Origin of the sequence: Streptosporangium sp. H16 (assembly GCF_051918855.1) — a bacterium.
Lineage (GTDB): Bacteria > Actinomycetota > Actinomycetes > Streptosporangiales > Streptosporangiaceae > Streptosporangium.
The window spans coordinates 26,199-37,274 of record NZ_JBPXMD010000053.1 but is presented as its reverse complement, the minus strand read 5'-3'; the positions used below and the strand labels follow the sequence as shown (position 1 = coordinate 37,274).

The window sequence follows — 11,076 nt, the reverse complement described above, 5'->3', positions numbered from 1 at the left end:
TTATCTCGAAACCATCATCGGATGATCCGGGAAGGTACACCCCTCCCCGGCAGATCCACAGGTTTCGATCATTGCTCACGAAGCACGACCTGGAGGCCAGCGGGCCTCGGGGTGATCGACCCAAGCGCCGGCACTTCTCGGCGGAATACAAACTACGGATCCTTGCCGAGTACGACGCGGCGCCGCCCGGGGAAAAGGGCTCCATTCTGCGGCGCGAGGGCTTGTACGACTCCGGCGTCCAACTGTGGCGCAAGAAGCGGGACGAAGGCGCCTTGAAAGGCGTCTCCCGTTCCCAGCAGGCCACATCTCCGGAGACGGCTAAGCAGCGGGCCAAGGAGACGGCCGAGAGAGAAAAGCTCGAGCGCGAGAACGCCCGGCTGCAGAGGAAGCTCGCCCAGACCGAGGCCGCACTGGAGATCATGGGAAAATGGCACGCGCTCTTGGAAGAGATGTCCAAGAGCGCGGACTCGGAGAACTCGTAACCGAGCTTCGCGAAGAAACCCGCGAGCAGCTCCAGCAGCACGTCGGCATTCAGAAATCGTGCAAACTGACCGGCGTCAACCGATCCACCTTGTATCGGCGGCTGCAGCAGCAACAGAAGGAGGAGTCGCAGACGGCGGCGCGGCCGGCTCCGCCGAATGCTTTGTCGCCAGACCAGCGCGATGAGCTGATCAGGGTGCTCAACGATGCCGAGTTCGTGGACAAATCTCCGCGCCAGGTTTGGGCGATCTTGATCGATCGTGGCACGTACCTGGCATCGGTGTCGACGATGTGCCGGGGGCTGCGCGCCCGGGGCCTGGTCCGCGAGCGGCGGGCCCAAGCCCGGCACGAGGCCAAGAAGAAACCGCACCTTGTCGCAAGGAATCCCAACGAGATATGGAGCTGGGATATCACGCGGCTACCGTCGGTTGAGAGGGGAAAATACTTTGAACTTTACGTGATGATCGATATCTTCTCTCGGTGCGTGGTGCACTGGGAGGTGCATCTCCGCGAATCAGGGGAACTTGCGAAACAGTTTATCGAGAACTGTTTCCGGGCCAACGGCGGGGTCGCACCACGGTTGATTCATTCCGACCGGGGCGCGTCGATGACCTCGAAATCGGCGGCAAACCTGCTGTCCGACCTGGATATCATCAAGTCGCATTCGCGTCCGAAGGTGAGCAATGACAACCCTTACAGCGAGGCCAACTTTAAGACGTTGAAGTATTGTCCGGTGTTCCCTGAAGCCTTTGGATCGACGCAGGACGCTCGGAGCTTTTGCCGCCGGTTCTTCGAATATTACAATCATCGCCATTACCACGCTGGCATCGGGTTGCACACGCCGTTCACCGTGCACATCGGCACCGCGCAGGCTATTCAGGATAAGCGGCGGGAAACGATGGAGAAGTTCCTCATGGCGAACCCTCAACGGTTCACGGGCAAGCCATCGCTACCCAAGCTCCCTACCGCGGTGTGGATCAACGAGCCAGCGAGGACGAAACCCTGACCAGCTCAGGTACGGAGAGTGCCGCGTAAGACCTCGGTAGCACCGTGTCCCAGTTGACTTGACACAACCGCCTATCCAGGCCGACCTTCCGATGGTAGGAATGTGCCGATCTTGACGGCCTTGCGTGGGAGGAAGCTGCGGTGGCTGTAGAGGCACTCTTCGGTCTCGTGGGAGTCTTAATCGGCTCCCTCACAACGTCCGTCTTAACAATCTACAAGGAGCGGTTGGCGGCAAGGCAAGACACCGCCACCCGCGAGGCGCAGTACGAGCGCGAGCGCAAGTTGGCCCTCGACACCTTCCAACGCGACAGTATCCTGGCGCTTCAGTCGGCGGTGACGGACATGATTCAGTCCGCGTACGTGGAGCTGGACCGAATTCTCGCCATCGAAAAGGAGACGGGGCAGTGGCCTGCCCGGCAATGGGCAACTCCTACCGCCGCGGGTTGGTCGGCAGCCGTGCTCCTGTTGGAGTCCTCGCGAGCGAGAGTATTCGATGACGAGCTGCGGGCACTGGCCACTGAGCTCCGCACCGTAGCGGGAAACTCAATCTGGGCAAGTAGCGCGGACGAGGCCAAGAAACACAGTCAGCGCCTCGAACCCTTGCAGATCCGACTTCATGAAGCTGTGACGAGAGTGCTTCCGTCCCTCTACTGATGTTCCTCGGTCCGGCATAGGAGCGGCCCCGACCAGTACTACATCCGTAGATCACGTGGTGGGGGTCGCCTCGTCGGCGGTAGTGACTGATCAGGGCGCGGGTTTGGTGGGCCTGCCGGAATCTGGACCAGGCCAGGACCTGCTCGATGAGGTTGGTGGCGGGCACGACAAGGCGGGCGAAGACGCGGCGGATCTCCGCCAGGGACGGCCGGATCAGCCGGTATGGTGTCAGCGGAGACTCTCCTGGTGGTGCAGGTCTTTTCCCTGATCGACGGCGAGCAGGACCGGCTCAGGGCTCTGGTTGGCCAGCTGGGCGCGGCTGACGGCGAGAAAGGCCAGCGCGAGCATGGCCGTGCTGAGATGGCGGTGCCAGCCGTCCCACTTGCTGACCTGGTACTCGGTCAGGCCGAGCAGGTCCTTGCCGGTCTCGTTGTTCTCCTCGATCTTCCAGCGCAGCCCGGCGACAGCGATGAGCTCGGTGACGGGCGTGCCGGCCAGGGCGTGGGTCACGAAGAACTCGACCTCGGCGGGGTCGCTGACGCTCCGGCGGATCAGCAGGGTGTGCGTGTGACCCTCAGCGGGGAGTTGCCCTGGCCCTCCCCCCGTACCGTGGAGGTCTGACCTAAGGGGGTCGGGTCATGGGAGAGACCACCCCGTCTCAGACATCGGCGGAGGACAGGCTGCCGACCTGCGCACGGTCTGGATCGACCACGGCATCTGGCCCCATCATGGGCACTTCCCGGATCACACGGCCACCGATGTAATCCACGACATGGACTTCTTGCGCGACATCGACGAATGACTTTTCAGACAGGCACTAGTAGGGCTTGGTTACCTCGGGTAGGAGATGGTGTCACCTGCTTTGGGGGTGAGGGAACATGACCTCTCAAGAACTCGAGGCGGTGCGGGCGCGGCTGGAGACGTTTGCCGCTGAGGTGTTCTCCGGTTTCGCCCGTACTGATCAGCGGATCTGGGGCGAGCGGTATGTGCGCGGCCTGCTGAGCGATGGGGCGCGTAAATCGATGGAGCCGATGGCGGCCCGGCTGGGCGTGGATCGCCAAGGGCTGCAGCAGTTCGTCACCGATGCCCCCTGGTCGCATCAGCTGGTTTTGGCCGAGCTGGCCTGGCGGATGGACGCGGCGATTCGCCCGGCCGCCTGGGCGGTCGATGATGTCTCCTTTGTCAAGGACGGCCAGGAGTCGCCGGGTGTGGCCGCGCAGTACTGCGGGGCGTTGGGCAAGACCGCCAACTGCCAGGTCGCGCCGAGCGTGCATCTGGTCACCGACGCCGCGTCCTGCCCGGTGAACTGGCGGCTGTTCGTGCCCGAGCAGTGGGATGCGGCCTCGCCGCGCACGGAGGATCCGGCCGCGGTGGCGGCGCGCAGGCAACGCTGCCGGATCCCCGGCGACGTCGCTCATGTGCCCAAGTGGCAACTGGCTCTGGACATGATCGATGAGCTGTGCTGCTGGGGGCTGGAGGCGCCGCTGGTGGTCGCCGACGAGGGCTACGGCCAAGACGGGGCCTTTCGCCTGGGCCTGACCGAACGCGATATCCCGTACGTGGTCGGGGTGCGCTCCGATACCGCGCTGCTGGGCGCCGAGGCCTGCCGCACCGCCCCGGCCTATGGCGGGACCGGCCGACGGCCGGTCCCGCGGTACCGGGACAAGCCGTACTCGGCCCGGCAGATCGTGACCACCGCCGGACGCAGCGCGCTGCACACGGTGACCTGGCGGCCCGGGTCCAAGGGGCCGTTGCGCTCCCGGTTCGCCTGCCTGCGGGTCCGCCCGGCGGGGGTGCGGATCCGTCGTGCCCACGCCGGTGGAGAGCTGCCGCAGTGCTGGCTTTTGGCCGAATGGCCATCGGGCGAGCCGGAGCCGACCAAGTACTGGCTGTCCACCCTGCCCGGCGACATCCCGCTGCGGCACCTGGTGAGGATGGCGAAGGTCCGCTGGCGGGTTGAGCACGACTACCGCGAGCTGAAGACCGGGCTGGGCCTGGACCACTTCGAGGGCCGCACCTGGAGCGGCTGGCATCACCACGTCACCCTGGTGTCGGTCGCTCACGGGTTCTGCACCCTGGAACGGCTCAACCCAAAAGCGCCGGCTGTGGCTTGAGCACCTATCGGGTCATCGCCGAGCTGCAACTACTGCTGGCGTGCTGGGCCGGAACCTGCCCCACCTGCCGCCGCGCGTTACCCAGACACGCCCAGCCCGTCCCCACCTAACCAAGCCCTACTAGATCTTGAGTTTTAATCTCGTCTGCTCGCCGGGTGATCGGAAACGCTATGTCCGCCCAGTTCACCGCCTATGGTTACAGGACGGTGGGGCGCTGCGGAGGGTTCTGGAACACTGGTGGGTCAAGGGCCGCTCAGCCGAGCGTTTCAGAGCCTGCTGGCTCTACTCGTGCGCGGTCGCATATGGAGTCAACGCGAGCACGCCGGTTCCTCGCGCCTGGGTGTCGCGGTTGAGGGCAAGTGGGCTGATGCCGTGTGCAGCGGCTATCTCAGGGGTCAGTCCGAACGCAATCCTCTGCCACTCGTCCGCCTGTTCGTAGCTCGCGGTGGCCGGATCCCAGTCGGCCAGGTACCCCAGTTGCTCGCACCACGCGGTCCGCTCCTGGGGCAACGGGTCGCCGAGGGCGAGCAGGCCGTCATCGCCCTCGCCAGTCGCCGAGTACCGGCGCACCACGGTACCGCGCCGGGTCACCAGCCAGGTCGAACCGTCATCCTGTGCACCGTAGTAGTAGGCCTGCGCCTGGCCGTACCGTGCGCTGAGCTCGCGGCACAACCTGAGCACGTCCTCACGGCGTTCTTTGTCGTAAGGATCGCACCAGGTCCCGAAGACCAGTGTCCATCCTTCGACTGCGGGGGTGACGAAGACCCGGAAAAGATGCCGGCGGTTCTGGGATTCGTCGTGTCCGTCAGCGTCGATCACCTCTTGCGCCTGACTGAATGTGATGGGCTCAGGCCGCGACAGACCCAGGATCCGCATGATCCCTGGCTGGTCGCCAGTGGAGACCGCGATCCAGTGGTTCCAGCACGTCCAGATCGGCTTTGGCCAGTCGTCCGCTTCGCCAGGCATGGGCGCATTATGTCAGGCCCAGCTGAAGCGGCCTATGGAGGTTAAATTTCAAGCTGGATACTGAGGTTCCCCCTGTAGCCCGGACAGAAGCGGTGCGCCGTCAGGTTCCCGGGTCGGGTGGCTGGCATCATCACCGGTTCCATTGGCGCGCTGCTGGCCGCAGGCGGCGAAGAGGCATGACCTTACGGGTCCCCAGACGACCTCGTACGCGATCGACGCGGTCCTCGCCGTTATCGCACGGCAGCAGAAGGGACAGGTCACCGTCTTCACCTCGGACGTGGACGACCTGGAGAAGCTCGTCCCGGACACGATCGTCGTCAAGAAGGTATGACCTTGTAGGCCCGTCACCGGGTCTGTGCTCGCCTTGAGGAAGGCCGCCGCTGACGGTTCTTGTCGTCAGCCATGCTTGCGTGCCGTGAGGAGGAGGTATTCCCACTCCATCACCGCTTTTTCCTCGCCCTGTAGATGGCGGCGGGCCAGTTCGGTGAGGGCGTGGTCCAGGGCGGCGACCCGGTCGGGGTCCCCTGCCATCCCTTGGTAGACGGCGACGGTCGGGCCGTAGTTGGCCTTGAAGTAGTCACGGAACGCGCTGGGGTGAGCGAACCGGTCGATCGTGACCGTCTGCCGGCGCACGATGACATCGGTGACCGCGTCCCCGAGCAGCGCACGGACGTGATCCTCGCTGCCCCACAACGGAGGGGGTTGCGCGCCGGGCGGAGGTGGGGGCGCATACGGTTTCATCGTCGCGAACATCTGACCGATGAACCCCTCCGGCGTCCAGTTGAGCAGGCCGATCGTGCCGCCCGGGCGGCAGACCCGGATCAGTTCGTCGGCGGCGGCCTGGTGGTGGGGAGCGAACATGACCCCGACGCAGGACAGGACCGTGTCGAACTCGCCGTCGGCGTACGGCAGGGCCTCCGCGTCGGCCTGCCGCCACTCGACCTTCGCGCCGCGCTGCGCGGCCAGGGCCCGTCCCGCCTCCAGCAGTTCCGGGGTCAGGTCGCCGGCCACCACGCTCGCCCCGGCCAGCGCTGCGGGAATGGCGGCATTGCCGGACCCGGCGGCCACGTCCAGCACCCGGTCTCCGGGTCCCACCCCGCACGCCTCGACCAGGATCGCGCCGAGATCAGGGATGATCTCGGCGGCGACCGCGGGATAGTCGCCCAGCGCCCACATCTTGCGATGCCTGGCCTTCAGTGCGCGGTCGGCCTCCAGCGCGTCGCTCCGTACGTTCATCTTCTTCTCCCTCATCGCCGCGGTGAACTGGGATCGACGGTAAGGAAGGGCGGGTTCGCTATCTAGTACACGATCTGTACCAGCACCCGGCCGAGACCCGGCCGGCTGTCTCTGGCGTTCATGGCGGCTGAGCTTAGACTGCGGAGCATGGGCTCCTCGTATCACCAGTTCTGCCCAGTCGCCAAGGCCGTGGAACTGCTCGACGAACGCTGGACGCTGCTCGTCATCCGGGAACTGGTGTGCGGGACCGAGCGTTTCAACGAGCTGCGTCGCGGTCTGCCGCGCATGTCCCCCACTCTGCTGTCCCGACGGCTGCACCAGCTCGCGCATGCCGGCATCGTGGAGAGGCACGCCGAGGACAACGATGTGCGATACGTCCTGACCCAGGCCGGCCACGAGCTGCGGCCGGTGGTCGAGGCACTCGCCGCCTGGGGCATCCGCTGGATCGGAGAGCTGGGCGACGAGGACCTGGACCCGAAGCTGCTGCTGTGGGACATGCACCGCAACGTCGACCGGACCGCCGTTCCTGACGGGCGGACGGTCATCGAGTTCCGGTTCCCGGACGTGCCGCCCAGCAGTCGCCACTGGTGGCTCGTGATCACGCGTGGCGAGGTCGACGTCTGCGACACAGACCCTGGCCACGCGGTGACCGTGACGGTGACCGCCGGCCTGCGCAGCATGGTCGAGGTCTGGCGCGGCGACCTGAGCTGGTCGGATGCGCTGCGCGCCCACGCGGTCGAGGTGGGGGGTCCCGAAGCGCTGCGCCGCGCCGTGCCCCTGTGGTTCACGCTCCCCGAATGGGCCTCCGTACCCCGGCCTGTCTAGCAGGCGGGCGTCCGCCCTGTCAGGCCGCTTTCCTTTCGGGACCGGTCAGTCGATGTAGTCGGTGATGGTGTTGACCGAGCAGGTCTCCGTGCCGCCGCGGTACATGCACAGGCGGTACTTGATCCAGTGGCGCGAGGTGTCGGACTTGTAGTCGCTGAAAGTGATCTCGGCCGCGTTGCCGCCGCTGGTGGTCACCTTGTGGGTGGAGTTCCACTTCCCCTCGGCGTACTGGGTCGTGTAGAGGAGCTTGGCCCACGTCGTGCCCGCCGCGGCCCGCAGCGTGAAGGAGTTGCGGCCCTTGGCCATGTTGTGGGTGCCCGAGTTGTACCAGACGATGGCGGCCATGTTGCCGCTCTGCTTGAGCTCGATGAACGAGGTGTACGCGCTGGCGGGCGTGGCGGTGGCGACGACGAGCCCGGCGGCGGCCGCGACCACCAGGGTCCGGCTGAGGAGGTTGCTGCGCACGGTGGTTCCCCCAAGTGGTTCGGAGTGGTGCTCACGATGATCGCGGGACGCCGTACACACGGTTGACATGATCACTACGCATTCGCTACACAGGAGCCGCTTCAGCACGTAATAGGGGACGGACGGCACATCGATGCAGTTTTCGGTCTTCGGCCCTGTCGTGGTCGAGCGAGATGGGCTTCGCGTCTCCGTCCCTCGCTCGCAGCGGCGCGGACTCCTGGCGTTGCTGCTGCTCAACGAGGGCCGCCTGCTCTCCGTCGACGCCATCTGCGAGGCCCTGTGGGGCGGCGCCGCCCCGGCGACGGCCCGCCAGCAGATCCAGACAGGAATCCACGCCATCCGCATGGCGCTGCGCGACCTCGACGGCGAGGACGCCGTTATGGCCGGCCCCGCCGGGTACGGCATCGCCACCGGGTACGGCACGCTCGACCTCGCCAGGTTCGAGGAGATGACCGAGCGCGCCCGCAGGCTGCCACCCCCCGAGGCGGCCGGCATGCTCCGGCAGGCCCTGGCGCAGTGGCGCGGGCCCGCCCTGGCCGACGCGTCGGGCGCGTTCGTGGAGCCCGCCCGCAGCCGCCTGGAGGACCAGAGGCTGGCCGTCATCGAGGATCTCGCACAGATCGAGCTGGCACGCGGCAACACGGAGGCCGCGCTCCAGGAGATCCGCCCGCTCATCGAGACCCACCCGCTGCGCGAGCGGCTCAGGGAGAGTCACATGCTGGCGCTCTACCGGGCCGGGCGGCCGACCGAGGCGCTGGAGAGTTTCCGCGACCTGCGGGCTCGCCTGGCCGAGGAGCACGGCCTCGCTCCCGGGCCCGCGCTCGTGGCCCTCCAGCAGCGCATCATCGAGGCCGATCCGGCGCTGTTGCCGGGGCCGGTCGTCCGCACGCGCGGGAACCTGCCGGCCGACACGACCACCTTCGTCGGGCGGCGGGCCGAGGTCGCCGAGGTCACGCGGCTGCTGGCGGGGTCGCGGCTCGTCACGCTCACCGGCGTCGGCGGCGTCGGCAAGACCCGGCTGGCCGTCCACGTGGGCCGCGACCTGGCGCCGCAGACCCCCGACGGCGTCTGGCTGGTAGATCTCTCCGGGCTGGGCGACCCCGGCCTGGTGGCCGAGACCGTCGGCGAGGCCCTCGGCGTGGCCGGGCAGACCGCCCGGCCGCCCGCCGACGAGCTGCGCGACCACCTCGCCGACCGGCGGACCCTGCTGATCCTGGACACCTGCGAGCACCTGGTGGAGGCCTGCGCGCACCTCACCGAGTCGTTGCTGCGCGGCGCGCCCGGCCTGCGCGTCCTGGCCACCAGCCGCGAGGCCCTCGCCCTGCCCGGCGAGCGCGTGTACGCCGTGCGGCCGATGGCGGGCAGCGGCGACGGCGCCGCGCTGTTCGCCGAGCGGGCCAGGGACGTCGACCGCGAGTTCGCCCTCGCCCGCCACCACGACCAGGTCGCCCGGCTCTGCGACCGGCTCGACGGCATCCCCCTGGCGATCGAGCTGGCCGCCGTACGGCTGCGCGTGATGACGGTCGCCGAGATGCTGGAGCGCGTCGACGCGCGGTTCGCGCTGCTCGGTGGCACCCGTACGGCTCAGGCGCGGCACCAGACGCTGCGCACCGCCATCGAGTGGAGCCACCAGCTCTGCTCGGCCGGGGAGCGGGCGCTGTGGGCGCGGCTGTCGATTTTCCCCGGCACCTTCGACCTGCGCGCGGCCGAGGACGTCGGCGTGAGCGAGGACACCACCGATGTATGGCGGGTGCTGGCCGGCCTGGTCGACAAGTCGATCGTGATGCGCGAGCGCGACGGCCGGTACCGCCTGCTCGACGCGATCCGCGAGTTCGGCCGGGAGCGCCTGCGGGAGATCGGCGAGGAGGAGCGGTCCGCCCGGCTGCACCGCGACCACTACCACGCTCTCTCGCTGCGGTTCGAGGCCGAGTGGTTCGGCCCCGGCCAGGTCGAGTGGTGCGACCGCCTCCTGCGCGAGGACGCCAACCTGCGCGCCGCCCTCGACTTCGGCGTGAGCAGGCCCGGCGAACGCCTGCGCGCCCTTGAGCTGGCCGCCGCCCTGTGGCCACTGTGGGCCGCGTGCGGCCGGCTGCGCGAGGGCCGCCACCACCTCGACCGCGCCCTGGCCGCCGCCGCCGAGCCCTCCCCGCAGCGCACCAAGGCGCTGTGGGCCTGCGGCCACCTGACCGTGGGCCAGGGGGACCTCACGGCCACTCGCCGCCTGGCCGCCGACTGCCTGGCCGCCGCGACCTCGGTGATCGCCGAAGGTGCCGGGACCGTGGAGGCGGAGGACGCGCTGATCTATGCTTTCCACCTCGAGGCGGTGGCGGCGACGCTGGCCGGGGAGCACGCCGTGGCCGAGGTCGCCACCCGGCGGGCCCTGGCCCGCCACCGCGAGGGCGACGGGCCGCCCGCCCGGCTGCTGACGCTGCTCATCTCGCGCGCGTTCGCGCTCCTGCACGCGGGCGACCCGCACGGCGCGCAGGCGACCCTGGCCGAGCACCGCGCCGTGGCCGAGGGCCTGGGCGAGATATGGACCCGGTCGTGGGGCGACTACATCGGCAGCCAGATCGCCCTGGTCATGGGACGGCTCAACGAGGCGGCGGCGCTGGCGGCCGGCTCGCTGCGGGCCCGCTACTTGCTGCGCGACAGCCTCGGCATGGCCAACTGCGCCGACACCCTCGCCCAGGTCGCGGTCACGGCCGGTGACGGCGGGCGCGCCGCCCGGCTGCTGGGGTTGGGTCATCAGCTGTGGCGCGACTACGGCCATCCCCAGATGGGTTCCCCGGAGCTGCGCGATGCCCGCGCCCGCTGCGAGGCGGCGGCCCGCGCGCTGGCGGGGGACTCCCGGTACAAGGCCGGTTTCGCCGAGGGCGCCGCACTCGGCCTGGCCGAGGCCGTCGAGTACTGCGAGGACTCCACCGGCTGCCTCACGCCCGGCTGAGGACGACGAACTCGCAGTTGGGATCGTGCGGCAGGGGTATGCGCCGCGCATGGTGTTCGACCCGGCGCACGGACGCACCAAAAGATCAGTAAGACCCGGGCCGGTCAGCTCCGGAGTAGTACTCCTGCACCCGGGTGTACTGATCCACCCGGAACGCGTCTTTCTCACTCTTCGAAGCACTTCGAAGCACTTCGAGCTCTATCGGGGTCAGCATGCCGAGGCTGCTGTGTCGCCGTCTGCGGTCATACCCGATCTCCAGGCACTCGAAGAAGGACTCCTTCCGGATGGCCTTCGACGCCACGGGCTCGGAGTCCGGCGTCACGCCGTAGAACACCTGCCCGTGCCCCCGCTGCCGAGCCGACCGCGCAGCACGATGTCTCACCCGTC

General features: G+C 68.2%; 10 protein-coding genes and 2 pseudogenes. 7 read left to right on the top strand and 5 right to left on the bottom strand.

Annotated features, from left to right (window positions below; genetic code table 11):
* The 3 genes and pseudogenes from ACTOQ2_RS41035 to ACTOQ2_RS41025 form a co-directional block, all read left to right on the top strand.
* Positions 1-482 (top strand): annotated as a pseudogene (locus ACTOQ2_RS41035) (hypothetical protein); the annotation flags it as partial.
* Positions 428-1,486, top strand: a complete 1,059-nt coding sequence (locus ACTOQ2_RS41030; RefSeq protein ID WP_440106999.1) for an IS3 family transposase — start codon at positions 428-430, stop codon at positions 1,484-1,486. The pseudogene ACTOQ2_RS41035 and the gene ACTOQ2_RS41030, both read left to right, overlap by 55 nt.
* Positions 1,487-1,626: 140 nt before the next feature.
* On the top strand, positions 1,627-2,139 hold the full coding sequence (locus ACTOQ2_RS41025) for a hypothetical protein (protein WP_440106997.1): 513 nt from the start codon (positions 1,627-1,629) through the stop codon (positions 2,137-2,139).
* 228 nt (positions 2,140-2,367) lie between these two features.
* Here the strand turns inward: ACTOQ2_RS41025 and ACTOQ2_RS41020 are convergent.
* Positions 2,368-2,727, bottom strand: a pseudogene (locus ACTOQ2_RS41020) (IS701 family transposase); the annotation flags it as partial.
* 290 nt (positions 2,728-3,017) lie between these two features.
* On the opposite strand from ACTOQ2_RS41020, the gene ACTOQ2_RS41015 reads away from it, so the two are divergent.
* The gene (locus tag ACTOQ2_RS41015) at positions 3,018-4,253 is read left to right on the top strand and encodes an IS701 family transposase (RefSeq protein ID WP_440106995.1); all 1,236 of its coding nucleotides are present in this window, start codon (positions 3,018-3,020) and stop codon (positions 4,251-4,253) included.
* A 282-nt stretch (positions 4,254-4,535) separates the two neighbouring features.
* Here ACTOQ2_RS41015 and ACTOQ2_RS41010 read toward each other — a convergent pair whose 3' ends face one another.
* Entirely contained in the window at positions 4,536-5,219 is a 684-nt protein-coding gene (locus tag ACTOQ2_RS41010) for a hypothetical protein (protein WP_440106993.1), read from the bottom strand.
* Positions 5,220-5,361: 142 nt separating this feature from the next.
* Between ACTOQ2_RS41010 and ACTOQ2_RS41005 the strand changes: the two genes are divergently transcribed.
* The gene (locus ACTOQ2_RS41005; RefSeq protein ID WP_440106991.1) at positions 5,362-5,550 is read left to right on the top strand and encodes a hypothetical protein; all 189 of its coding nucleotides are present in this window, start codon (positions 5,362-5,364) and stop codon (positions 5,548-5,550) included.
* Positions 5,551-5,615: 65 nt separating this feature from the next.
* On the opposite strand, the gene ACTOQ2_RS41000 is transcribed toward ACTOQ2_RS41005, so the two are convergent.
* Positions 5,616-6,455: a class I SAM-dependent methyltransferase gene (locus ACTOQ2_RS41000; RefSeq protein WP_440106989.1), complete on the bottom strand. Its 840-nt coding sequence runs from the start codon at positions 6,453-6,455 to the stop codon at positions 5,616-5,618.
* A gap of 147 nt (positions 6,456-6,602) precedes the next feature.
* Here ACTOQ2_RS41000 and ACTOQ2_RS40995 point away from each other — a divergent pair, with 147 nt between their 5' ends.
* Positions 6,603-7,280 (top strand): winged helix-turn-helix transcriptional regulator, encoded by a 678-nt coding sequence (locus ACTOQ2_RS40995; protein ID WP_440106987.1) that lies wholly within the window; start codon positions 6,603-6,605, stop codon positions 7,278-7,280.
* 45 nt (positions 7,281-7,325) lie between these two features.
* On the opposite strand, the gene ACTOQ2_RS40990 is transcribed toward ACTOQ2_RS40995, so the two are convergent.
* Positions 7,326-7,745: a hypothetical protein gene (locus tag ACTOQ2_RS40990; protein ID WP_440106985.1), complete on the bottom strand. Its 420-nt coding sequence runs from the start codon at positions 7,743-7,745 to the stop codon at positions 7,326-7,328.
* Between the two features lie 133 nt (positions 7,746-7,878).
* Here ACTOQ2_RS40990 and ACTOQ2_RS40985 point away from each other — a divergent pair, with 133 nt between their 5' ends.
* Positions 7,879-10,689, top strand: coding sequence for an ATP-binding protein (locus tag ACTOQ2_RS40985; protein ID WP_440106983.1), 2,811 nt, complete (start codon positions 7,879-7,881; stop codon positions 10,687-10,689).
* An 85-nt stretch (positions 10,690-10,774) separates the two neighbouring features.
* Here the strand turns inward: ACTOQ2_RS40985 and ACTOQ2_RS40980 are convergent, their stop codons facing one another.
* Complete coding sequence (locus ACTOQ2_RS40980) at positions 10,775-11,023, bottom strand: hypothetical protein (protein WP_440106981.1); 249 nt, start codon at positions 11,021-11,023, stop codon at positions 10,775-10,777.
* Positions 11,024-11,076: the final 53 nt, after the last annotated feature.

Coding starts and splice junctions, on each gene's coding strand:
- ACTOQ2_RS41030 (WP_440106999.1), top strand. CDS start 428: ATGGCACGCGCTCTTGGAAGAGATGTCCAAGAGCGCGGACTCGGAGAA.
- ACTOQ2_RS41015 (WP_440106995.1), top strand. CDS start 3,018: ATGACCTCTCAAGAACTCGAGGCGGTGCGGGCGCGGCTGGAGACGTTT.
- ACTOQ2_RS41010 (WP_440106993.1), bottom strand. CDS start 5,219: ATGCCTGGCGAAGCGGACGACTGGCCAAAGCCGATCTGGACGTGCTGG.
- ACTOQ2_RS41000 (WP_440106989.1), bottom strand. CDS start 6,455: ATGAACGTACGGAGCGACGCGCTGGAGGCCGACCGCGCACTGAAGGCC.
- ACTOQ2_RS40995 (WP_440106987.1), top strand. CDS start 6,603: ATGGGCTCCTCGTATCACCAGTTCTGCCCAGTCGCCAAGGCCGTGGAA.
- ACTOQ2_RS40985 (WP_440106983.1), top strand. CDS start 7,879: ATGCAGTTTTCGGTCTTCGGCCCTGTCGTGGTCGAGCGAGATGGGCTT.